Source organism: Trichocoleus sp. FACHB-591 (assembly GCF_014695845.1).
In the GTDB taxonomy this organism is placed as follows: domain Bacteria; phylum Cyanobacteriota; class Cyanobacteriia; order FACHB-46; family FACHB-46; genus Trichocoleus.
In genome coordinates this window covers 134,440-157,953 of sequence record NZ_JACJPA010000045.1, presented here as the reverse complement: position 1 = coordinate 157,953, position 23,514 = coordinate 134,440, and the positions used below count along the sequence as shown (strand labels likewise).

The 23,514-nt window shown below is 47.2% G+C and carries 25 protein-coding genes; 18 read left to right on the top strand and 7 right to left on the bottom strand.

The window, feature by feature from the left end:
- Positions 1–16 precede the first annotated feature (16 nt).
- The 4 genes from H6F90_RS08865 to H6F90_RS08850 all read left to right on the top strand — a co-directional run bounded on the left by H6F90_RS08865 (position 17) and on the right by H6F90_RS08850 (position 4,812).
- Positions 17–568: a heme NO-binding domain-containing protein gene (locus H6F90_RS08865; RefSeq protein WP_190439113.1), complete on the top strand. Its 552-nt coding sequence runs from the start codon at positions 17–19 to the stop codon at positions 566–568.
- Positions 534–1,925, top strand: coding sequence for a sensor histidine kinase (locus H6F90_RS08860; RefSeq protein ID WP_242024393.1), 1,392 nt, complete (start codon positions 534–536; stop codon positions 1,923–1,925). Before H6F90_RS08865 ends, H6F90_RS08860 begins: the two co-directional genes overlap by 35 nt.
- Before the next feature lie 209 nt (positions 1,926–2,134).
- Entirely contained in the window at positions 2,135–3,838 is a 1,704-nt protein-coding gene (locus tag H6F90_RS08855) for an NAD(P)H-quinone oxidoreductase subunit 4 (RefSeq protein ID WP_304940952.1), read from the top strand.
- Positions 3,839–4,179: 341 nt separating this feature from the next.
- Positions 4,180–4,812: a glutathione S-transferase family protein gene (locus H6F90_RS08850; protein WP_190552061.1), complete on the top strand. Its 633-nt coding sequence runs from the start codon at positions 4,180–4,182 to the stop codon at positions 4,810–4,812.
- Positions 4,813–4,858: 46 nt separating this feature from the next.
- Here the strand turns inward: H6F90_RS08850 and H6F90_RS08845 are convergent, their stop codons facing one another.
- The 3 genes from H6F90_RS08845 to H6F90_RS08835 form a co-directional block, all read right to left on the bottom strand.
- Positions 4,859–5,497, bottom strand: a complete 639-nt coding sequence (locus H6F90_RS08845; RefSeq protein WP_190552059.1) for a PspC domain-containing protein — start codon at positions 5,495–5,497, stop codon at positions 4,859–4,861.
- A gap of 170 nt (positions 5,498–5,667) precedes the next feature.
- Positions 5,668–7,896, bottom strand: a complete 2,229-nt coding sequence (locus H6F90_RS08840) for an ATP-binding protein (protein ID WP_190552057.1) — start codon at positions 7,894–7,896, stop codon at positions 5,668–5,670.
- Between the two features lie 106 nt (positions 7,897–8,002).
- Positions 8,003–8,305, bottom strand: a complete 303-nt coding sequence (locus H6F90_RS08835) for a carbohydrate porin (protein ID WP_370587986.1) — start codon at positions 8,303–8,305, stop codon at positions 8,003–8,005.
- Between the two features lie 102 nt (positions 8,306–8,407).
- Here H6F90_RS08835 and H6F90_RS08830 point away from each other — a divergent pair, with 102 nt between their 5' ends.
- From H6F90_RS08830 to H6F90_RS08785, 10 genes are all read left to right on the top strand, one after another.
- Positions 8,408–8,779 (top strand): hypothetical protein, encoded by a 372-nt coding sequence (locus H6F90_RS08830; RefSeq protein ID WP_206756163.1) that lies wholly within the window; start codon positions 8,408–8,410, stop codon positions 8,777–8,779.
- Positions 8,780–8,865: 86 nt separating this feature from the next.
- A complete protein-coding gene (locus tag H6F90_RS08825; RefSeq protein WP_190552053.1) occupies positions 8,866–9,624 on the top strand; it encodes an alpha/beta fold hydrolase in 759 nt (252 codons plus the stop codon).
- Between the two features lie 55 nt (positions 9,625–9,679).
- Entirely contained in the window at positions 9,680–10,078 is a 399-nt protein-coding gene (locus H6F90_RS08820) for a hypothetical protein (RefSeq protein WP_190439104.1), read from the top strand.
- Complete coding sequence (locus H6F90_RS08815; RefSeq protein WP_190552052.1) at positions 10,056–10,844, top strand: DUF4886 domain-containing protein; 789 nt, start codon at positions 10,056–10,058, stop codon at positions 10,842–10,844. Before H6F90_RS08820 ends, H6F90_RS08815 begins: the two co-directional genes overlap by 23 nt.
- Before the next feature lie 82 nt (positions 10,845–10,926).
- The gene (locus tag H6F90_RS08810) at positions 10,927–11,340 is read left to right on the top strand and encodes an ADP-ribosylation/crystallin J1 (RefSeq protein WP_190552050.1); all 414 of its coding nucleotides are present in this window, start codon (positions 10,927–10,929) and stop codon (positions 11,338–11,340) included.
- Between the two features lie 147 nt (positions 11,341–11,487).
- Positions 11,488–13,092, top strand: a complete 1,605-nt coding sequence (abc-f, locus tag H6F90_RS08805) for a ribosomal protection-like ABC-F family protein (RefSeq protein WP_190552048.1) — start codon at positions 11,488–11,490, stop codon at positions 13,090–13,092.
- A gap of 12 nt (positions 13,093–13,104) precedes the next feature.
- Positions 13,105–14,043, top strand: coding sequence for an ATP-grasp domain-containing protein (locus H6F90_RS08800; RefSeq protein WP_190552046.1), 939 nt, complete (start codon positions 13,105–13,107; stop codon positions 14,041–14,043).
- A gap of 181 nt (positions 14,044–14,224) precedes the next feature.
- Complete coding sequence (locus H6F90_RS08795; RefSeq protein ID WP_190552044.1) at positions 14,225–14,695, top strand: DIP1984 family protein; 471 nt, start codon at positions 14,225–14,227, stop codon at positions 14,693–14,695.
- Between the two features lie 310 nt (positions 14,696–15,005).
- Entirely contained in the window at positions 15,006–16,214 is a 1,209-nt protein-coding gene (locus H6F90_RS08790; RefSeq protein WP_190552041.1) for an AAA family ATPase, read from the top strand.
- On the top strand, positions 16,214–16,759 hold the full coding sequence (locus tag H6F90_RS08785; RefSeq protein WP_190552039.1) for an RNA 2'-phosphotransferase: 546 nt from the start codon (positions 16,214–16,216) through the stop codon (positions 16,757–16,759). The genes H6F90_RS08790 and H6F90_RS08785 overlap by 1 nt, the downstream gene beginning before the upstream one ends.
- 85 nt (positions 16,760–16,844) lie before the next feature.
- Here H6F90_RS08785 and H6F90_RS08780 read toward each other — a convergent pair whose 3' ends face one another.
- A complete protein-coding gene (locus H6F90_RS08780) occupies positions 16,845–17,489 on the bottom strand; it encodes a GIY-YIG nuclease family protein (protein WP_190552037.1) in 645 nt (214 codons plus the stop codon).
- 219 nt (positions 17,490–17,708) lie between these two features.
- Between H6F90_RS08780 and H6F90_RS08775 the strand changes: the two genes are divergently transcribed.
- Both H6F90_RS08775 and H6F90_RS08770 read left to right on the top strand, forming a co-directional pair.
- Positions 17,709–18,416 carry a hypothetical protein gene (locus H6F90_RS08775; RefSeq protein WP_190552035.1) on the top strand — a complete coding sequence of 236 codons (708 nt, stop codon included), beginning with the start codon at positions 17,709–17,711 and terminating at the stop codon, positions 18,414–18,416.
- A gap of 585 nt (positions 18,417–19,001) precedes the next feature.
- On the top strand, positions 19,002–19,598 hold the full coding sequence (locus H6F90_RS08770; protein WP_190552033.1) for a TIGR02281 family clan AA aspartic protease: 597 nt from the start codon (positions 19,002–19,004) through the stop codon (positions 19,596–19,598).
- Between the two features lie 4 nt (positions 19,599–19,602).
- Here H6F90_RS08770 and H6F90_RS08765 read toward each other — a convergent pair whose 3' ends face one another.
- Complete coding sequence (locus H6F90_RS08765) at positions 19,603–21,003, bottom strand: sorbosone dehydrogenase family protein (RefSeq protein WP_190552031.1); 1,401 nt, start codon at positions 21,001–21,003, stop codon at positions 19,603–19,605.
- Positions 21,004–21,478: 475 nt separating this feature from the next.
- Between H6F90_RS08765 and H6F90_RS08760 the strand changes: the two genes are divergently transcribed.
- Positions 21,479–21,700 carry a Calvin cycle protein CP12 gene (locus tag H6F90_RS08760; protein WP_190439069.1) on the top strand — a complete coding sequence of 74 codons (222 nt, stop codon included), beginning with the start codon at positions 21,479–21,481 and terminating at the stop codon, positions 21,698–21,700.
- Positions 21,701–21,815: 115 nt separating this feature from the next.
- Here the strand turns inward: H6F90_RS08760 and H6F90_RS08755 are convergent, their stop codons facing one another.
- Positions 21,816–22,055 carry a hypothetical protein gene (locus H6F90_RS08755; RefSeq protein ID WP_190552029.1) on the bottom strand — a complete coding sequence of 80 codons (240 nt, stop codon included), beginning with the start codon at positions 22,053–22,055 and terminating at the stop codon, positions 21,816–21,818.
- Between the two features lie 387 nt (positions 22,056–22,442).
- Between H6F90_RS08755 and H6F90_RS08750 the strand changes: the two genes are divergently transcribed.
- The gene (locus H6F90_RS08750; RefSeq protein ID WP_190439058.1) at positions 22,443–22,682 is read left to right on the top strand and encodes a hypothetical protein; all 240 of its coding nucleotides are present in this window, start codon (positions 22,443–22,445) and stop codon (positions 22,680–22,682) included.
- 36 nt (positions 22,683–22,718) lie between these two features.
- Here the strand turns inward: H6F90_RS08750 and H6F90_RS08745 are convergent, their stop codons facing one another.
- A complete protein-coding gene (locus tag H6F90_RS08745; protein WP_190552027.1) occupies positions 22,719–23,126 on the bottom strand; it encodes a hypothetical protein in 408 nt (135 codons plus the stop codon).
- Between the last annotated feature and the right edge of the window lie 388 nt (positions 23,127–23,514).

The window sequence follows — 23,514 nt, the reverse complement described above, 5'->3', positions numbered from 1 at the left end:
CACCACAGGAGCTTTTATGTACGGCTTAGTCAACAAAGCAATTCACGACATGGTGTGTGCTCGTTTCGGTGAAGAAACTTGGAATGAGATCCAGCGTAAAGCGGAAGTCGAGATTGATACGTTTATCAGCATGGAGTCTTACCCAGATGACTTGACCCACAGACTGGTGAAGGCTGCGAGCCTGGTTTTGGATTTACCTGCTTCAGCAATCATGCAAGCCTTTGGCGAGTTTTGGGTGCAATACACTTCTGAGGAAGGGTATGGTGAACTGATGGCAATGAGTGGTGATACGCTGCCCGAATTTTTACAGAACCTAGACGACCTGCATACCCGTGTCGGAGTCAGTTTTCCAAAACTTCAGCCACCATCTTTTGCCTGTGAGGAATTGGAGGAACAAACGCTGCATCTTCACTATCATTCTCATCGAGACGGACTAGCGCCGATGGTGGTGGGATTGGTAAAAGGCTTGGGCACACACTTGAATACGGATGTTGAAGTCACCCAGACTCAAAGCAAGTCTGATGGTGCAGATCATGATGAGTTCACTATCCAGTACAACCCCAACTGAACCTTTGATGCAGCCTCAGTTCACCTTGTCACCTCAGTTGTTGGCGAAAGCATTTCCTTTCCATTTTGTGTTTAAAGGCGATCGCACCATTGTCCAATCTGGGGAAGTTTTGCAGCGGCTGATCCCTGACATCATCGGGTCACAACTTGACAAGTGCTTTCAGATTCAGCGTCCGATCATTCAAGCTGCTGACTTTGCTGCCATTACTAGGCAATCTAACAGCATATTCATGCTGAAATCACTTCATAGTGAAATGACTCTCAGGGGGCAGATGATGCCTATTGAGGACTGTGGGGCTATTTTTTTCCTGGGTTCTCCGGTCGTTACGGAAATTAGCCAGCTAAACCAGATTGGCATCAAACTAAAAGACTTTGCCATTCACGACTCTGCTGCCGATTTTCTCTTTCTATTGCAAGCGAAAGGTCGGTTAATGGATGAGCTAGCAGAACGGGAACTGAAACTAAAAGACACCTTGAGGGGCAAGGAAGAGATTGCTCTGCTTGCTGAGGCAAGAGCTAGAGACGTAGAACAAGCTCTCGAAAACCTACAGAAAACTCAAGCACAACTGATTCAGGCTGAAAAGATGTCTGGGCTGGGACAAATGGTGGCAGGAATTGCCCATGAGATCAATAATCCAGTTAACTTTATCAACGGCAATCTCACTTACACAGATAAGTATGTTCAGGATCTACTTACCCTAGTTGAACTTTATCAACAGTACTTTCCGCAAGCGTCTCCTGAAATCATTGATTTCATGGAGGAGATGGACCTGGAGTTTGTATTGAGTGATTTACCACGTCTAGTCGCATCGATGCAAATGGGAAGCTGTCGGATCAGAGATATTGTGCTGTCATTACGCAACTTTTCTAGATTGGATGAAGCAGAACAAAAAGATGTAGATTTACATGAAGGAATCGATAGCACATTATTAATTCTCAACCACAAGCTGAAGCAGGGTATTGAAGTGGTTCAAGAATATGGAGATTTACCAAAAGTCCTGTGCTATCCAGCTCAGTTAAATCAATTATTTATGAATATTATTTCTAATGCTGCTGATGCCTTACTTGAAGCAGATATAAAATCAAAGCAGATTGTGATCCAAACCAGTGTAGATGACTCCAAGCAAGTCTATATCCGCATTCAAGATAATGGACATGGCATCTCTCCGGAAATTAAAGAAAAGATTTTTAATCCCTTCTTTACGACAAAACCTGCTGGCAAAGGGACAGGATTAGGGCTATCAATCAGCCAGCAAATTATCGAAAAGCATCAAGGCACAATTGAGGTAGTCTCCGAGTTGGGCAAGGGAACGGAATTTGTCATTAAAATTCCAATTTCCTTGGTAGCTAAAGCTTAATCAATACAGCTCTAGTTAGAAGCGCGTGCTGATTCAATGAACGTAGCTCTCAGTGAATCAGTGCTGTGAATGGGTGAGCGTAAGTAAGTTTTCTTTTTATGAAGCATAAATTTGTTGAATTTATACCTACGAGAAAGACTTATTAATAATGCTTCACAAAGTCTAGTAAGATACCTTCATTACACAGATGAGTATCTGTTTTTATCGACATGATGATGGATCGATTTCCTTGGCTCACCGCGATCGTCCTACTGCCACTCATTGCTGCCATGTTCATCCCCTTGTTGCCTGACAAAGGTGGCAAAGTGGTGCGCTGGTATGCTCTCGCTGTAGGCGTCATAGACTTTGTTTTGATGTGCTACACCTTTTGGACGCATTACGATACGAGCAGTGCAACCTTCCAAATTGTGGAAAAGGTTGCCTGGGTACCGCAGTTAGGTCTGAACTGGGCAGTTTCGGTTGATGGCTTGTCCGCCCCGTTAGTGCTGTTGGCTGGGCTGGTGACGACGCTGTCCATATTTGCGGCTTGGCGAGTCGATCGCAGACCGCGATTGTTCTATGGCTTAATGCTATTGCTATATGCCGCCCAGGTCGGCGTATTTGTCGCTCAAGACTTGCTGCTGTTCTTCATCATGTGGGAGATCGAGCTGGTTCCGGTCTATCTGCTCGTTTGCATCTGGGGCGGGCAAAATCGTCGTTATGCGGCGACCAAGTTTCTGATGTATACGGCGATCGCGTCCATCTTCATTTTGGTGGCGGCGCTGGCGATGGCATTTTACGGCAGCAATACCACCTTCGATATCGCAGAACTGCACCTAAAACAGTTTCCGCTGGCGCTCGAACTGCTACTGTATGCAGGGCTGCTAGTTGCCTTTGGGGTTAAGCTCGCGATCGTACCTTTCCACACCTGGCTACCCGATGCTCATGGCGAAGCTTCTTCCCCAGTGTCGATGGTGTTAGCAGGGGTGCTGCTGAAAATGGGCGGCTATGGCTTAATTCGCTTAAATCTTGAGCTTTTGCCTAACGCTCACATCTACTTTGCGCCGATTCTGGCAATTTTAGGAGTAATCAACATTGTCTATGGCGCGTTGAACTCCTTTGCCCAGACGAACATGAAGCGTCGTCTTGCCTACTCATCGATTTCTCACATGGGATTCGTCTTGCTAGGTATTGCTTCCTTTACGGATGTAGGGGTGAGCGGGGCGCTGTTGCAAATGATCTCCCACGGGCTGATCGCAGCGGTGCTGTTCTTCCTCGCAGGTGTGACCTACGATCGCACCCACACCATGATGATGAATCAGATGGGGGGCATCGGGCAGGCATTACCCAAGGTATTCGCGTTGTTTACGATTGCGGCATTGGCGTCGTTGGCGTTGCCAGGCATGAGCGGTTTTGCTAGTGAGATTGCTGTCTTTATGGGTATCACGACGAGTGACGTTTACAGTTCCACCTTTCGCACAGGAACCGTATTTTTCTCGGCAGTTGGACTCATTCTCACGCCTATCTATCTGCTCTCAATGCTGAGACAGGTGTTTTACGGGCCAAGTTCAGAACTGATGTGTGATCTGGTACCTTCCTGCGACTTGGACGATGTCGAACTGAAGAGTCAAGGGAATGACGAAGCCTCTTGCTTTGGAACCAACTGCGACCTACCTGTAGACGCTAAGTTTGAGGATGCCAATCCTCGTGAGCTGTTTATTGCGGCTTGTTTCTTAGCGCTAATTGTGGGAATTGGGTTCTATCCCAAAATGGCGATGCAGATGTATGACGTAAAAACAGTTGCGGTGAACGCTCAGGTGCGCGAGTCCTATCGTCAGGCAGTTCAAGCGAATCCTCAAATCTATGCCAAGGGTTTTTGGAACTCGACTATCTCAGAATCTAAAGCACCTCCGCTTTTGGGAGTGGTTCAGTAGTACTTGACTGCCTTAATTTTGAGGAGTGAAATAAAGCGCTGAGTTTTTTAACTGCTCAAAATCTATTTAAACCAAAGTCTAGAGTTAGACATAGCGATTATTGTTTTGTGGCTTGTTGTTTTGCAATTGCCATAAACAATAATCGCTTTTTTGTAGTTTCTAAAACTGGATTGAGGAGTCTAGGAAGCGATCGCGCTTCCACTGCAATGTTGTTCTCTGGCTAACTTCTTCAAAAATAGAATATTTGATTCAAAGCTATACCTAAGGAGCACGAAATCGGTTTACATTAATGCCAGATTGTTCAGGTTGCTGTTAAATTTCTAGTTAATACTCTACAGATTATGACCCAGCTTACCCTTTACGGCACTCCTATTAGTACTTATGTGCGGACGGTTCGGCTACTGCTAGAGCAAGCAGGCGCAGACTATGACCTTGAGAGTGTTGATATCTTCAATGGTGAAAATCAATCAGCGGAGTATCTTGCCAAGCATCCTTTTGGCAAAGTACCAACCTTACAGGTAGACGAAGAAGTCATTTACGAAACTTCTGCGATTACGGGTTATCTTGACACCGTGGTTGCCAACCATAAATTTAGTCCTACTGATCCGCTGACTCGTGCCCGCATGCAGCAGATTATGGCCATCATTGATAGCTACCTCTACGCACCTGTGATTGGTACTATCGTGATCCAGCGTCTTATTGTGCCTAGTCAGGGTGGTCAACCCGATGAGAATAAAATTCAAGCCGCGATCGCGCCGGCAAAAACAGCTTTAGAAGCGATTGAAGCTTTAACCGTTGGTAGCCCTTATCTTTTGGGTAGTGAGATCAGCATTGCTGATTTCTTCTTAATCCCCATCTTTATTTACTTTTCTCAGACTCCGGAATTTAACACCATTACTGCTCAGTCTCCTAAAATCCAGGCATGGTGGCAGGAAGTGAGCCAACTTCCTGTGGTGAAGAAGGTTTGTGCTTAAGGGCGATCACGCCTGTGCCAGGGATAAGGAGAAGGGGAGCGATCGCCTAAGTGGACTCTGCCGCTGGCTCAAATGGAAATGCCAACCACAACCAGAGATACAACGGTAGTCCCAGCATTGGCATGATGACTAATAAGGCGACTGTGGCAATCCTGACGCCTAAAAGTGGTAGATGCCAACGCTGGGCGATCGCTGTACAAACCCCTGCAATTACCTGATGGCGGTGGCTGCGATAAAAAGCAGCAGTTGGTCTTGGGGATGTTTGTATCCCTTGGTTTGGCCTAGTAACTTTGAGAACGAAAGAGATTAAGAGTCCAAATGTACCCAACACACTAGATGGAATGGTGAGCATCAATCCCCAAGGGGCGAAGGTCATGCCTGTGATTAAATTCCCTAGTTGGGGATTTCCCACGCACTTGTAGATCGTGATTTCTACATCACAGCTAAAGTGTTCAGCCAGAGCTAGTCCTCCCCAGCCCATGAGCAGTGGCACAACTCCGTAGAAAATGCAAATACTCAACAGAAATAAATGCCAACGCAGTGACAGAGAACGCCGAACGGCGATCGCTCCCAAAGCTGGCCCAATGAAAAATAGTAATCCAATCAAGCCAAAGGATAAAGTGGAGCTGACAAAAAAGAGAACCTGAGCCAGAAAAGCGTTAAAAGCTTCAACCACGGCAGTCATTGGGGAATCGTTGGTATTTAGTCTAGGATGAGCGTAAGAGGTTTGATAACCTGGCAAAGCCGCTCCTACCTAGTCAGCTTATGTTTTCTGTAACCAACTGAAATCGCCCAGTTAGGTCATCCTGTAGAGCGATCGCTGCCTTGATCGCTAGTCGTTCTTTCTGCTATTCCTCATCCTTTCTCTTGCCTTCCACCCACCAACGCTACGGACTGTCTCTGCTGGCAGATCGGAATTTGAATTAAAAATTCAGTTCCTTGTCCTACCGTGGAAAGACATTCCAGCTTGCCGTGATGTTTTTCAGTGATGATCTGATAGCTGATCGACATTCCCATGCCTGTTCCTTTCCCAACCGATTTTGTCGTAAAGAAAGGGTCGAAGACACGTTGCTGTATCAGGTCGGGAATACCTGGGCCATTATCCGCGATCGCGATTTGCACCCATTGGTCGCTCACAATCGAGGTGCGAATGGTAATCCGATTAGGGTTAACCTGAAGCTTCTGAAAGCTCTTGCTGGCATTGCTCTCTTCTATCGCATCAATGGCATTTGTGAGAATGTTCATAAATACTTGATTCAGTTGCCCCGCATAGCATTCCACGTGAGGTAGAGAGCTGTACTCTTTGATTACCTCAATTTCTGGTCGTTCTGGGTGAGCTTTGAGGCGATGCTGCAAAATCATCAGCGTACTATCAAGTCCTTCATGAATATCGACTGGCTTGATCTCGGATTCATCCATGCGGGAGAAGTTGCGCAGAGACAACACAATTTGGCGAATGCGATCGGTACCCACCCGCATTGAGGACAGCATTTTGGGTAAGTCTGCCTGCAAGAACTCTAAATCGATCTCTTCTGCTGTCGCCTGAATCTCAGGGCTAGGGTTGGGGTATTGCTGTTGATATAGTTGCATGAACTCCAACAGATCCTGGGTGTATGCCTGCACATGGCTCAGATTGCCATGAATGAAGTTAACTGGATTATTGATTTCGTGGGCAATGCCAGCAACTAACTGTCCCAAGCTAGACATTTTTTCGCTTTGAACTACTTGGGCTTGGGTTCGCTGCAACTCTCCTAGGGCGTTTTTTAATTCCAGGGTACGTTGCTCTACTCGGTCTTCGAGTTCTTCGTTGCTTTGTTCTAGAGCTGTAAATGACTCGCGTAACTGACGAGCCATGTGGTTAAAAGAGGTAGCGAGGATGTTGAATTCTTCAATGCCATTCTGCTCGACGGCTTGATTCAAGTTACCAGATGCCATCGCTTCGCTAGCACGGTTGAGTCGCAAGATAGGACGGATAATCCAGCGTGAGGTTAGAATGCCCATCACCGAAGCAACTGCCAAAGCACCGAAGCAAAGCCAAATGGTGGTGCGAGTGTTGGTGTTGATTTGTGCCATAAACGAGTTCTCTGGCACACTCATGACAACTAACCAATCCAAGCCATACTCATCGCGCCAAGGAGTGACATGGACATAATACGGCTCTCCTTCTAATTTCAGCCGTAGCTCTTGAGACCCAGCGATATTTTGGAAGCCGTTAAAGCGTTGTTGAACTTGTTGGGCAACTTGCTGAACTACAGGATCAGGGCTGTTGATTGCCTCCAACCGCTTGATTTCTGACTTCACCACGCTGAACGGTTGAGCTTGGCCAGAATTAGCAATGAGTGTGCCGTCTCGCTCCAAAATAAAAACTTGACCTGAGCGACTGATGGCTAGACTCCGCAGGAAATCGCTCAGCTTGAGGAGAGAAACATCGATACTCACCATACCCAGCAACTGCTTATTCGCGTCGTAGATCGGACGACCTGCTGAAGTGGCAATATAGACTTGGTTGGGATAATTGACTACAAAGATTGGGGACCAAACGGGTTTACCCGCTTTGACAGGGCCTGTGTACCACGGTTGTTCAAAGTTGCTCCAATCCAAGGTTTCTAGCACACGGGTGCGATCGCCTTGGTCATTGAGAGCGTAGCTGATCCAATTGTTGCGCGGGCGGGCATCCCAGTCGTCCATTGTGACTGTTTTACCGTCATAACGAGCGGCTCCCACTCCTTCTCCCGTCGTTAGCCCAATGCCAATGTAGCTCACATCATAGGCTTGCATCTGATGCCAGAAATACTTGCCTACGGTTTGGCGATCGCGAGTATCCAGCAACCCCATCCGAATGGCATCCGCATTAATCTGAGCTACTTTGTGAGGAACTGAGAGATAAGAATCCAAATGCTGATTGACCTTGCCGCTGCTGCGTTCCATCAACTGAGCCGCTAGATCATTCACCGCCTTCTGTCCGTTTCTAAAGGACAGGTAGCTAACTAGCCCCACTGCCCCAAAGATTTGGAGCACGAAGGGAACAATGAGGACTAGTTGGAGAGACAGCGCTTTGACTTTGCTGGAACGACGCATTTTCATGACCAGAATTTACGGCTCGTACCGATGTGATCCAGATCAGAGTTCCCAGCAAGTTCTGTGATATACCGCTCCAATCAATTAGAAATGATTCTTTTTGTAGGGGAATTTAAAAGTTAAATTGGGCGCGAAGATTGCCTACGTAAATACCGGGATTTCTATCGAAATTGTTAGGGTTAGAGATGACATAGAAGGCTGGAGCGATCGCCAAATTATCCGTGAGAGGGTAATAGTAGGAAGCTTCTAGCTCTAGCATCGTGCCGCCATCTCCCCCGCCTGCTACAAAATATTTTCGCCCTTTGACAATATCCATTGGCACAACGAAAGTGAGCATTTTTAACGCTCCTGGTTTGCCTAAATCAGGAAATCCTAATCCAACTTGGAAAGATTGGGTATTAACAGCTTCATCAATCGGTTCGAGGTGAATATCGCCATAGCTATAACGATATTAAACCTCAGTCTTCTGCCAGACTTGTTCTTGAAGTAGGCGACATCATTAGCAAAATGAAACTTAATGCAACTTGCCGTAAACTTTTTGCCCTCTCAATTGGGTAAAAACATTGTGAGTAGCTCAAAGCGGCATTGCCAAATTCGATTTTTTTATGATTGGGGATGTGATTCACCGTTTTGGTGTGGCAATGATGCAGCCCACGATCGCTTTGGTGTCGGTCCCATTGAGCCTGAGGAGTTAGGACTAAGCGCTGAAATTTCTGAGCAGTTGCGATCGCTCGGCGCATGGCACGACACCGCACTAGATTGGAGCGATCCACTTGGCCCTAGCCCTTGGCCACTAGAAGAATGCGAGCGCTTCAATACGGCAGTGAGCCAGCTATTGGCGCTGATCCGTACAGAGCTGGGTGACGAATACGAGATCATTGATCATTAGCGACCGGGATTTATGATGGAGGCGATCGCATTGTTCATAGCATGGGTTCTGCGATGACCTCTACACTACTTTTTTGATGAGATGATATGCCCAAAGTTCATGTGAATGGTCTTGATATCAACTACAAAATTTATGGTGAGGGAGATCCACTCTTAATGATCATGGGTCTCAGTTTTAGTTTGTTGGATTGGGGGACTGAGCTACCGGAACTGCTCTCACGGCATTACAAAGTCATTTTGTTTGATAACCGAGACGCGGGAGAAACGAGCCAAGCTGCGGGAGCTTACACCACAGCTCAAATGGCAGAAGATGCCGCAAATTTATTAAAAATGCTGGGTGAGACTAAAGCGCATGTGTTTGGCATCAGTATGGGCGGTATGGTAGCTCAACAGTTTGCCCTCAATCATACTGATCAACTCAAAAAACTGATTTTAGGCTGTACGATGGCGGGCGGAACCTGTAGCCAGTTTAATCCTCCTGCGGGGCTTGGGAGTAGCAGTATTTTAGAGCAGCTTTTTCCTCTGGGATTTTTGCAAGCACATCAATCCCGTATAGGTGAATTTCTTCAAGCAACTGCACCTTACCACAGCCAAGGAGAAGCGCTGATCCGCCAGTATCAAGCGATGAGCACTCATGATACCTGTAGCTTATTAGGCAAGATAACGGCTCCTACATTGGTAATCACTGGGGATAGCGATCGCATTATCCCGCCTCAAAATAGTGAGTTTTTAGCCAAAAATATCCCTGGTGCCAAACTAGAGGTGCTTACAGAGGCAGGTCACGCTTTCTGCTTCAGTCATCCAGAAACCACAGCCGCCGCAATTATCAGCTTCTTACAAAGCTAATGATTGATTCAGCCTGTATGCTTCATCCTATCTATCCTTCATTCCCAAACTGCTCATGATTGACGACTCAAACAACATTCTGGATACATTTAACCAATACGCTAAAACCTTCGAAAGCCTCAACCCCTTATCAGTTCTATCTTTTTATCACTACCCAGCTATCTTGATTTCGCCGGACAAAGTAGTAACTGTGAAAAACTGGATCGAAGGTTTTGTCGTGTTCACTGCTGTCATGGCGGAGCTCAAATTTCGGGGGTATGCCTACAGTGAAACTGAATCTCTCAGCGTTGATCAGTTGAGCGATCGCCTTGCTACTGTGAAAGGCATTGTCATTCGCTTTAAAGAAAATAGACAGAAATTAGAGCGCTTCGGTTTGGCTTACACAATGCGGCGAGAAAACGATGGCTGGAAGATTGTTGTGGGAGCACTTTATGAACTGGAGACCTCAGCATAAACGGCTATTAGTAGCGCGTCGTTTGATTTGTCAGGTATTAGTCATCGGGTTAGTCATGGGATGTACCAGCACACCTAAGCCAGAACCTAAACCAACTTTATCTATTTTATTCATTGGGAATAGCTATACCTATCAAAATAACTTGCCGCAAATCTTAGCGGAGTTAGCGAAATCAGGTGGGCAAGCGATCGTTGTAGATATGGTGGCGGAGGGAGGTTGGAAGCTGTTGCAACATGCGACCTCAGCTTCTACTTTGTACAAAATAGGACAACAAAAGTGGACCTTTGTGGTCTTACAGGAGCAAAGTGTCGTGCCTTCGGTTGAAGCCAATCGGACCCAAGAAATGTATCCTGCCGTCCGCCTCTTGGATGATCAGATTCAACAAGCAGGGTCTCGTACTTTACTGTTCATGACTTGGGGTCGCCGAGATGGATTTGCAGAAGTGGGACACCCAGACTTTGCCACCATGCAGTCACAGTTACAGGCAGGTTATCTCAAAATTGCCAAAGAACGTAATCTTCTAGTAGCACCTGTCGGCATGGCTTGGCAAACTGCACTAGCACAGCAGCCAAATCTGCAACTGTGGGAGAGTGATGGCAGTCATCCCAGCTTAACGGGCTCTTACCTGGCTGCTTGCGTGTTTTACGCTGTGGTCTACCGCAAAAGCCCTGAGGGATTGGACTACACCGCTGGTTTGCCGCAGGATACAGCTCAGGCTTTACAAGCGATCGCGGCGACTACAGTCTTAAACAACTCGGAGCAGTGACACTCTTTATCGAAGGTGTAGTATATTTGTAGCATAAATCTGCCTGTCAAATTCAGGTTTGTGAATTCGGTACTGCGAAACTATGCTGCTCTATCGTCCTGTCGGGCTCAAAGAACTGGAATTAATTGCTCAATCAAGCTTCAAGGCATTTCCGCCGCGCCTGCCAGAACAACCCATTTTCTATCCAGTTCTCAACTTTGAGTATGCAGAGAAGATTGCACGCGATTGGAATACTAAGAGCAATAGCTTTGCGGGCTTTGTGACTCAATTTGAGGTTGAGGATAGCTATGTGCAGCAGTTTGAAGTGCAAGTAGTGGGTGGTGCGATCTGCCAAGAGCTATGGATACCAGCCGAAAAACTTGCAGAGTTCAACCGTCACATCATTGGGCAAATCCAAATTTCTGCGGCTTTTTATGGCGAGAAGTTTCAGGGCGAGTTAGATGCTGCAACTAATATGCCAAAAGGAATTCCTGCCAGCGCGATCGCCCCTCAATAAGGAGCATCTGGAATCGGCTATTGCAGAGTTGTAGTTCGAGATCGATCAACTAGATCTAATTTTTTTCGTAGATAGATTGGAGAACAGAGCCATGAAGAATCTCACTTGGAATATTCGCGATCGCTTTATCCAAGTTGAGGTTTTGGGATGGAATCTAGAGTTCTCTTACGGGCAGAAAATCTCAGTTACAACTTAACGGCAGATAGAACCTTATTTCAGGAAATTGACGTTAGCATTCAAGCGGGCGATCGGATTGCACTCGTGGGTCCGAATGGTGTTGGCAAGTCTACGTTATTACAGCTTTTAGCAGGACTGGTGCAACCAAGTTCTGGCTCTGTTTACCAAAAAGACAGCATCTACTATTTGCCGCAAATCAGCACATTACCCCTAGAGCAAAAACAACAGACAGTGTTGGCATGGCTCAGCTCGATCTGTGATGACTGGTGGGCGATCGCTGACATCCTAGAAACCAAATTAGCAACAGTTGTAGATCTCTCCCTCTCAATCGCAAATCTCAGCGGTGGTGAGCTGACCAAGTTATTTCTAGCAGTTGGTTTGGCGCAAGAGCCACGCCTATTGCTGCTAGATGAACCAACCAATCATATGGATCTATCAGCACTGGAAACCCTGAAACAATTTCTCCATCAGTTTTCTGGCGCTTTCGTGATTGTCTCCCATAAACCTTTCTTTTTGGATCAAGTCGCTAACACTACTTGGGAATTGACGCCAGTAGGTATCCAGGTTTATGGAGGTAACTTCTCGTTCTACAAAGAACAAAAAGCGATCGCCCTAGAAAATGCTGAGCGTTCCCATGAGGCCGCCAAAAAAGACTTAAAGCGAGCCAAAGAAGCGGCGCTAAAAGAGCAACAACGGGCAGCGCGATCGCAACGAGAAGGACAATTACAAGCACTCGACAACAGCATGGGCAAAGCGGCCAAACGCTATTTTGCCAACCGCGCCTCAGCTACAGCGGGAACTGCGGCCAAAAAACATGACATAGCTCTAGTTCAAGCGCAGCAGAAGCTAGCAGAGACCAAAATTAGAACTTCAAAAGCCACACTAATTCGGTTGGAGGAGAAGCTACGCAAAGTCAGAAATCTGATTGATATCCAAGGCGCTGATTTAAGAGTGGGCGATCGCACCTTGATCAAAGACATCCGGTTGCATGTGAAAACTGGCGATCGGATTGCTGTGCTGGGAGCTAATGGTTCTGGCAAATCGACCTTAGTAAAAGCGATCTTGGGATTAGCAGCAACAGAAGCGGCTTTGGAAGCAGGAGAGGTGCGGCTAGCTACAGATCTGCAAGCGGCTTATTTAGATCAAACCTATGCTGTAGTCGATCGCCAGAAAACCATTTTAGAGAATATGCAAGCCGCTAATCCTCAACTGAGCTACCAATTGCTCCGCCAACAACTGGGACACTTTCTGTTTTTCAATGAAACGGTGCATCAATCGGCCGCCGTATTGAGTGGTGGAGAACTGGCTCGGCTGGCGATCGCAATGATTACCATCTCAGAAGTGGATTTGTTGATCCTGGATGAACCCACTAATAACTTAGATACTGTGACGGTAGAGCCCATGATTGCCGCGCTTAATCAATATCAAGGTGCTTTGTGGGTGATCTCCCACGACCTCGATTTTCTCAGTCAAATCGGCATCACTAAATCCTTTCAGTTAAACCATCAGGCTTTGCAGCCAACCACTCATCTCCCTAGCGACTCACCTAACTTTTATCACGAATTGCTTGCCTAGTAGAGAGATTCTATGCAGTTTATTTTTTGTGCTGATCCATTCGATATCCGCCAACCTGATTTCGACTATGTAACGGAGTATGAGGCTGTCAAAAGCCTTGGATATCAGCCTGCCTTCATTGATTTTGAAGCATTGGTGAATGACCAGAACGCTGAGAAGGCAGTTCGCAAGGTATCAATCCAGCCGACTGAACAAGTTGGGCTTTACCGAGGTTGGATGCTAACACCTGCCCAGTATCAACAACTCTTTGAAGCACTAACAAAGCGGGGAATTCGCTTACTCAATGACGCGACTGCTTATAAGCACTGTCACTATTTACCAGAGTCTTACTCTATCATTGCGCCTTACACACCGAAATCCGTTTGGTTAACGCTCAATGGAGAATTGGATATAGATGCAATCATGTCTCTATTACATGATTTTGGCGATCGCCCGATTATCCTCAAAGACTTTGTGAAATCGAGAAAACATGAATGGCATGAAGCTTGCTACATCCCCCAAGCATCTGATAAAACAACCGTTGAGCGTGTCGTGCATCGGTTTCTGCAACTTCAAGAAACAGGGTTGAATGAAGGTCTAGTGTTTCGAGAGTTTGTAGACTTTGAACCCTTAACCACTCATCCCAAAAGTGGAATGCCACTGACTCAAGAGTTTCGTCTCTTTTTCTTAGACGGTGAACTAATTTATGTGAGCAAATATTGGGATGAAGGAAATTATGCAGAAACCGATCCACCCATAACACAATTCTGCGAAGTGGCTCAGATAGTGCAAAGTCGTTTCTTTACGATGGATGTAGCTAAACAGCTAAATGGTGATTGGATGATTGTAGAACTCGGTGATGGTCAAGTGGCGGGATTACCGGATAGCGCTGATGTAACTGCATTCTATCAATCGCTTTTAGCTCATCAGCTATCTTCAGACGTTAGCTCTCTGCCTGCTCAAGATACTTGAAATTTAGCCAATTTAATTCCAGCGATCGCTCTAACCATCGTACCCTTGACATGTATTACAATGTAGTATAATTTGTATTATATTGCTGTTGATTGACTCAAGACCAAAGGCGATCGCGCTCACCGTGCATTAGAGATAAGCGCTCGCTAAACTTCTAGCGTGGCTAAGGAGGTGAGAATCAATGAAATTAGCAGAAGCATTGATCCTCAGAGCTGATTGTCAAAAACGAATTGCTCAGTTGCAACAAAGATTGCTACGGAGTGCCAAAGTACAAGAAGGAGAACAACCTGCTGAGAATCCAGAAACATTGCTGAGTGAGCTGGATGCTGCGATCGCCCAGCTAAGGGCTTTAATTCAGCAAATCAACCAAACCAATGCTCGTACTGCTTTTCAGAATGTGACTCTCTCTGATGCTTTGGCAGAAAGAGAGACCTTGCAGATGCAGCGGAATGTTTATAGCAATTTGGTAGATGCAGCTTCTATTCGGCAAGAACGTTACACCCGTTCGGAGGTTAAGTTCTTCAGTACAGTAGCGATCGCGCAGATCCAGAACCAAGTGGATAGACTATCAAGAAACTATCGAGAACTGGATGCTCAAATTCAGGCACTCAATTGGCAAACAGATTTGATTGAGGTCAGTAGAGAGACCTAACCCCCAGCCTCCTTCCCTAGTAGGGAAAGGGGAGAATATAAGCCCCTCTCCTCGCAGGGGAGGGGTTGGGGAGAGGTCTTCAAGTTGGTAGCCAAGCCAGCAGAAGCGAGCACAACCCGCCAACTGGGCAAGTTGGATTTGCGATCTGGAAAGTCGCTCTATTGGTGGCGTGGGGGCCATGCCAACGGGTTCGAATCCCGTCTTATAACTAATGCCCAGCATGGTTACAAGCGTACCGGGCATTGTGAATGTTACTACCGCGTGCTGGTCTGTTGACTGTGGTGAGGGAGGGATTGGGGAAATTAAATATATGGCAACTCGATACTTTGATCATCAAGACGGACAAACTACATCTACTAATCTCCAAAGTCAGGGCTTGTTGGGGGCAGGCTGGCGACCGCTCAACCGAGAGCTAGACTGGCAATTTCTGTGGCATTTGGCAATGCACGATTCAGCGGAGCTATCCAAGAAAACTGTGGATATTGCCAGTGCGATCGCCGATACTTTAGGCCGCACTAACTATAGCGGATGGGCGAATTTGCTGAGTGTTTTTTCCTCCGGTACGCGCTATGAGTTAGATGAGTTCTGGAGCTATATCACGCCTGAGCCTCCCAGCCCGGATTACCGTCATGTGGCACCACTGACGGTGGAAACCCCGGTGCTTCAGCAGGTCAGCCGCACCAATATCCCGATTGATTATGTTTTAAATCGGCTCCAGGAACTCACGATCCTTAAAGTATTGGAGTTATTAGGGAAACCTGCTCTAATTACGCAATACTACTTCGATCGCTACTTCTACCTCCCGATTGAGAAGTTCATCAGTTGGGATCGGGTCGATACGATTGATACAGTCAATGCCTACTGGCCACAACAAGATATTTGGTTGCAGATTCAAAACATTGGTCCTGGAAGACGACGACTAACACTACTGGCGAGAGAACTAAACTCCCTGATCAACAAAGCCACCTACAACCTGGCTGTGATGCTGAGTGGCTATCAAAGCCGAGTTGGGCAAATTCAGAGCCAATACGCTATTCGTTCTTTTTCAGCAGATGTGCAGGATTTTAGCGATCGCGTTCAGCAAGCAGTTTTCGACCAAAGCCAATTGGCAGTTCTGGTACATGGAGAGCCAGGCACAGGCAAAACGGCTTGGACTCAGGCGATCGCCAAAGAAGTGTTGATGCCATTAGGATATGTCATCTTTATTCTTGATCACGATGCTGTGGAGAATTTCGTTCCACCCACTTATCTAGAGCGCATTTGTCTGATCATCAATGAAGCCGATAACTTGGCGCAAAACCGCGCGAATGTGGCAGCTCAAAGTAGCAACAAAACCGAACATATCCTAAGCTTGCTGGACGGCACGTTGCATCAAAGTGTATTGGAGGAAGGCAGGATTCAAACTCAACAAAGATTTGTGGTTTTGATGACCTGCAACACAATGGAACGCTTAGATCCTGCCCTATTGCGGAAGGGACGAGTGGATTTGATTCATGAGTTTGTGCACAAATTTGTCTAATGAACAGCGATCGCCTAGTTAAAGTCAGCAAATACCTCAGCAAGCATCTCCGTCACCAACCGGAGCGCCTGGGCCTGACTCTTGGTGCAGGTGGCTGGGTTGCGGTTGAGGAATTACTTGCAGCCTGCGCTCAACATCAGTTTCCCCTCAGCCGTGAAGAACTGGAGGAAGTAGTGGCGACGAGTGATAAAAAGCGTTTCTCCTTCGATGCCACAGGTACGCTGATCCGGGCCAACCAAGGTCACAGTGTGGAAATAGATCTACAACTAGAGCCACAGGTGCCGCCGGATGTTTTATATCACGGTACAGGCGATCGCGCAGTAGCAATGATTTTGCAATCAGGTCTAAACAAGATGTCGCGGCATCATGTTCACCTTTCCAAAGATGTGGAAACAGCCCGAAAAGTCGGTTCTAGACATGGTCGTCCAGTTATCTTTGCGATCGATGCTGCGGCAATGGATCAAGCAGGATATCTCTTTTTCTGTGCAGAAAATGGCGTTTGGCTGGTGGAGCACGTCCCATCAGAATATTTAACGATTTTGTAGCCAGTGCCGTTAAAGAGTCGATCGCACCTTTCGGGGCTTGTTTCCCAAACCTGTTTGGTTCATCTAAGGGCGAGCAGAGCAACCATTAGGACTCAACTACACCACTCCAATCATCATTCTCAACCGCTGCTTTGAGTTTCCGACGACGCTCAGCTTCGGACTCATCCGGTGTCGCCTGTGCATCTAATTCATGGCTGAGGGTGTTATCCGCCATAGCCTTGCGTAACTTGAGCTTTTTCTCTTCGTAGGCTTGGCGCTCTGCTGCCGACATACTGGCTTGCGCCACTTCGCCAATTGTTTTTGCCCAAGTTCCCTCGCCCGCTTGATTCCCAGACGGAACCTGATCCAGCGCGGCAAGCCACTCATCTCGCAACGCTTCCATTACCTGCCGTGTCGGAAACTTAAAGGTCTGAACTCGGATAAAAGCACAGGCTTCCACTCCATGCTGGGCAATGTGCCCTTCCAGCGACTGCTGGACATCGCGGGAGTAGCCGATGTACTGGGTTTGGTGGTCAGCATCTAAAACAGCGTAGACCCCCGCCACCTTAACCCTGTGAGTGTGCGATCGCCAATTTTCTGCTGGAACCACTTCAGCCCCTTCAGGCACCAATGGGAGGGAGGAGGTAGTTGAGCCATGTTCATCTTCAGAACTGTACAGAAAACCATGCAGTCCCTGATGAGCGGCTGGAACGTTCTGATCTTCAAGAGGGACGTTTTTTTCGGATTCCACAGGATAGTCTCGGTTGGGTCACTTAAGCTTGATAAGAACGATCTTACTTCTATTCAGACTAGGACTCAGATGATTGGCGACCAGGTCTTCCAGACTGGCGAGATTACTCACTTGAGAAATTGCCTGAGTGAAATTTTGCTAAGTATGCGAGAAAAGTGGCGATCGCGTTGAAAGTATAGAGAACCCAGCTTCTGAGAATATACCTTTGAGGTTCGCTTCATGTTCCGACTCGATCGCCGCATAGCTCTGGTAACGCTCTCATTCACACTTGGTCTAACAGCCATCATCCAGGGTGCCCATGCTTACATGCCTCCTGAAGCCTCTTTGCAAGCCGTCACTCCGCCACCTCGCACCGTGGCTAGCTCACCCAACCTCTTGAAGGATACTTTGGTGGTGCCTGGAGAGCGGATTGGTCCCGTGACTGGCACCACCACCTATCAAGATTTAGTCAAATTATTTGGGAAGTCTCGGCTGAGCGATCGCACAGTCTACGGGCCAGAAGGTATAGGGATGTGGCCAGGGACTCGCGTAAACCTAGGTCTAGCACAATCCTTCACCGTCGTTTGGCAAGATACCAAACGAGCCAAGCCTCTGCATGTCCGGGAACTCGGTTCTGCCTGGAAAACAGCAGAAGGAATTGGCATGGGCACTCCTCTCACCCATTTACAGAAACAACTCGGCAAGTTCCAAATCTCAGGCCTGGACTGGGATTATGGTGGGGCTGTAATGTTCCACAATACGCGGTTGTCTCGTTATGTAGGCAAACTGACCTTGGTGATGCAGGCCGATCCTCAAGCCAGCGATAAATATCCGAATGACTACAGTGCCGTAGCAGGCGATCGCCTGCTCTCTTCTACTGATCTTCATTGGAAACCTTTAGGGATGCACGTTGGTTCCATGATCGTGCGACTAAACTCGGAGTTTTAAAGAGATGGAACAGCGATCGCTAGTTGTTATTTACCATTCATTACTTGTAAGGCGTTGCTTTCCTTTGTTACCGCTAAAGATAGCAATACTTCACACTAATATGAAGAGATTTTATGATTTGACTCGGTAAGTTGTGAAAGCAATTGATTTCTTTAGTTGGTTATGTTAAACAACATAGGAAGACTGTAGGTCAGCGTGTGTTCTAATTCGGTAAGTTCCTGTTTATACTCGCCCTTTAAAGGGGTGCTGTGCTACCAGCTACCAAAGTAAACTAGCTAGATAAATAGGCATATAGATGCAACTCGAAAAGGTTGAGCGGGAATACTAGGCTCATCATCACAGGAGCCTTATGGCTCAGAGGCTCGACGTTTTAGTCGGGCTTTTTTTATGTTTAACAAACGAAAAATATCACTGATGCGAGCGCGAAGCAGAACTTGTCAAACGGTGGGCTACATGACTTTCTAGTAGCTTTACGGTAAGGTATGTTCTTTAATAACCCAGCGCCCAGCCTGCAATTTTTTAATGAGTGTGAGTAAAAATGCACTGGAATGGGGATTCTAAAAAAGAACTTCTAAGGCTGAGGCAATGCTGAGATTCTTCTGTCTAACTGCTGTGTTGGCTGCTGCTCTGTCGCCGTTGTTACCTCGCTTCTCAACTGCGGCGATCGCCCAGGAGTTAGATGGTTGTTACATGCTTAACCCTGCTGGCCGATCGATCGATCTGTCCAAGCTTTGTGGAACTACTCCTGGCAACACTCACTCTCCTAATGGCACTCTAGCCACCTTTACGAGAAACAATACTTTACCTGAGGGACAGGTTTTCCAAGCCAAAATTCTGCGACGTGAGGCTGGCACTCCCATCATTGGAGTTACCTTCAATGGCAACCAAACTTTTGAAATGATTGTGGATACAGGCGCTAGCGGTACAGTCGTCACCCAACGCATGGCTGCGATGTTGCGCTTGGTTCCAGTTGCTAAATTAAAGTTTGATACTGCGAGTGCCAAAGGGATTGAACTGCCCTTGGGGAAGATTCATATGATGGAAGTCAATGGGGCCACAGCTCAAGGGTTGCTGGTGGCGATCGCAGGCCCTCAGCTAGAAACGGGTCTGCTGGGTCATGACTTTTTCGGCAAGTACGACATCACCATCAAACGAGATGTGGTTGAGTTTCGCGTGCGTTAGAGTTTTACGAGTCTTGGTATTGAATACGGTAGATCCGACCATTGGCTTCTTCGGTGACTAGCAAGCTGCCGTCGGGTAACACCAGGAGACCAACCGGACGACCCCAAGTTGTCGGGCCACTTGGATCTAAGAGAAAACCTGTCAAAAAGTCTTCGTAATAGCCTGCAGCACGACCCTGAGCATTGAACGGAACGAATACGACCTTGTAGCCTGTGCCTTGATTGCGATTCCAAGAACCCCGGAAGGCAACAAAAGCACCATTACGATACTTTTCGGGGAATGTCTTGCCGTCATAAAACTGAAGCCCTAAAGCAGCAGAGTGGGCTTGAAACAGCACATCAGGGGTCCGGGTTTGAGCAGCCAATTCTGGGCGATCGCTCTGGCCATTGCGAGCATGACGAGGGTCAAGCAAGTTGGGGGCAAGGTAGCTGTAAGGCCAGCCGTAAAATTCGCCTGCTTGCACTTGGGTTAGGTAGTCGGGCACCAAATCATCTCCTAGCCCATCTCGCTCATTCACCGTGGCATGCAGCGCCCCTGTAACAGGTTGAAAATCAAGTCCTACAGGATTACGCAATCCATAAGCAAAGGTTTGCTGGTTCGAGCCATCCAGGTTCATAACTTGAACTGAGGCGCGAGGAAGTGGTTCGGTATCAGCGTTGCTTTCAGAACCGACAGAGACATACAGCTTTTGTTGGTCGGGGGAAACGACGACATTCCGAGTCCAATGCTGGTTGTAGCCCTCTCCTGGCAGTTGCGCGATCGCTTGCCCCCGCCCTGTAAGCTTCTCTTGGCCTGGTTGGTAAGGAAAGCGCAGAACGGCATTGGTATTGCCTAAGAAAAATGAGTCCTGAGTAAAAGCCATGCCGAGGGGCAGAAACAAGCCATTGCTTGGCCCAGCAAACGTTTTTTTTACATCAGCGACGCCATCTTTGTTGCTATCGCGCAGTAGGCGAATGCGATTTTGCCGTGTCTCAGTCACCAGTACGTCGCCATTAGGAGCCAGGGCTAGCCACCGGGGTCTATCGAGTTCTTCGGCATACACATTTACCGTGAAGCCAGCCGGAACTCGTAACAAGGGATTGCTGGGAATATCCACCACATTTGGGCTTTTGGAGGCGCTATTGGTGGCATAGGGCTGTGGCAAATCTGCCGCCGTTAAGCGGATGGGGGTGGGTGTAAGCGTTTCTGTAGCAACTAAGTTCTGGGGTGATGCAGCCTGCGCTGTCAACTGTTTTGTGGAGGCTGACGCTTGAGCCGTAGGAGTCTGCTCTGTAGGTAGTGAGCTAGGTTGCGATCGCTCTGGCAGCGTTGTACCTACCTGGCTACAACCCGTGGCGGTGGTGAGTAGTAGCGCCAACGATAACCAATGAGCGGGGCGTGGGGGTACAAACGGAGGCACAGGCATAGTAGAACTCTAAATCTAGCGAGATCAGGACCAACAGCAAGTTGTAGAGATGCAGCGTTGGGGGTGAACGCTTTCCACTTATCTGCTTATCCGCTTACTTCCTCAGGCTAACAATCAATGCGAAAGATTGCAGTCTAGAAATTGCAGAAACTAAAGCATCTACTCCATGGGGCATCAGCATCCATGTCAGTGAATGGTAACTTACTTCCTGAGGCAGAAATGAAAGCAGGGTGATGGAAAGCGATCGCGGGTTAGCATTATAGTTGTGTTAAGAGATGGCAAGAGTGACCTGTCCTCAAGCAGAGAGTCCTAAATCTTAAAAAATAAGACTCAATCTGATTGTCTGGTCCCAGCCTCTTGTATCACTGTAAATAGCTGATTAAATAGCCTGACAGGATACTTAATCTCAGAAGCTAACCAGCTGACGAGTTCCTAACCCTAGCTCAAAGACAACTAAGACGAAACCGAAAAATCCATGAGCGATATTCAAAAGCAAATCGAACAAGAACGGGAACAAGCGCGTGCCGTTTGTGACACCAGCGGTAGCACTTCCGGCGAATGTGCTGCTGCTTGGGATGCGGTTGAAGAACTCCAAGCTGAAGCATCCCATCAACGTCAATCAAAACAAAAGAACTCGTTGGAACAGTTTTGCGACGATAATCCAGACGCTGCTGAGTGCCGAGTCTACGACAACTAAACGCCTTGGGCACTCTTCGTTCATTCCATAATCAAGATTGTCATAATCAAAACCATCTAGAAACTCAAACCCCTATCTTGGGAGTTTGAGTTTTTTTAATATGAGCTTTCGCTACTTATCCATCCGACTTGGCTGTCAAAGTACAGTCGATCATTCTCCAAGTAGAGCGAAACTGGCGGAACAACTCCTGACTGGCAGAGGCGAGATCTCCATCTGGGCCAATGGTACCTCCTGGGATCACTCGGCCTCCATCCGTTTGGAAGTTTAGTCTTAGGTCTCCATTTTCATCTTTGTCCAGCATCAGACGCCCCTGCGCGATGACTTGGCCCGCTCGGCTTGAAATAGAACAACGCATTATTAACTACTTCCAAGGAATCTTTTGGCTGCTTCAACTGAGCTAGGCATCAAGTTCAGCAAACTGAGGCTTATCTTCTCATAATTCTTAGCTTTATCAACCGATTAAGTGAAAAGAAATAGCTGTTCTATCACATTTATAGCTTTGATCTCTGGCAAGCACACATGCAAAGAATTCTGAGAACTGTGTGTAGAGATATCACAATTTAACTTTCTTGTTAATAAAAATTGCAGTGGCTTGACTGAGTTGCTAGATTATGCGCAAAGAAGCTGATTCAGCAGTTAAGTTGAACATGTAGCAGCTTTTTGCTTTGTTAGGCGGCTATGACTGAAAGCGACTACAAAGCTGCGTCCATAAGTTCTCTGGATTGTAATAGCTAGGAGTAATATGACTGGACAGATGTGCTGGCTCTCGATTGGCGGGGACGATGGTGAAAAAGTGCTGCACTTGCGCATGCAGCCGTCCCAGCCTTGGCGACCTTACAAATCTTTCCCTCAGTATGCGATGTCTGATTACAAGGTTCCAGGTGGCTCCAAGGGTTGGGCTACTTACCAGCAGTTGATGAAATCAGGCTGGACGTTAGTCGCTACATCTGCTGCTCAGCCGCAACTGCTAGCTTACAAATAACCCAGTTTTAATGGGTTATACCCCAGATAAACGGCGCTAGGGCTGGACTCCAGGCTCTAAAAAGTTATAAAGAATCTCGTCTGGCTCGTCGTACATGTCATCGTCGTCATCGTCTTCGGGCATGGTTACCAGAGACGATGCTGGGTGAATCACATTGGGTTTGGGAGCCGAGTCATAAGCCTGGTTCGTAGCGATCGCCTGCTTCAAGGCTTCAAGTTGCTCGCTCAGGTAGGTCACTCTAGCTTCTAAAGTGGCAATTCGCTCTATAGAACCATTTGTTGCTGCTTGCTGAGTTGGTAAATGGGTCAGGTGAAAATGGGTTGCTAAAATTTCCTCTGCGGCGGCCGCAAGCGATCGCTTCCCTCGACTCGCTTTGTAAGTTTTAAGCTGCTGTCGTAGTTCTGGGGACAGTTTAATTGAAACGCGGTGCTTATCTTTTGCCATTGCTGCTCAAATTATTGGCTAGTACTGCGATCGTAGCGTTAGGTGAGAGCACAAATTCAGCGCGGCTACCTCTTTTGGCTACAACGAGATCAGCAATTGCCACAGGGTTCATCACTTAGGGAGAAGCAAAGTTAAAGTAATTTCGCTTTCCTTTAAAGAAGAATGAGTCTTTAGGAGTTGTGTGGTGGTAACCGATCACGAGCACGTGCGTGCTGAGAAAAGTAGAATTAGACGCAAGGATTTGATTTCTAGCCTCACCATTGGTATTCTGCTTGGAATTATTGGTGGCCTTCCAATCGGTTGGTTTGCGCACCGAGTTTACTTCCAGCAGAGAACGGCACAGGTGTTGCTTTGTCGCCAAAACCATATTGGGCAACCAGAAGTTGAA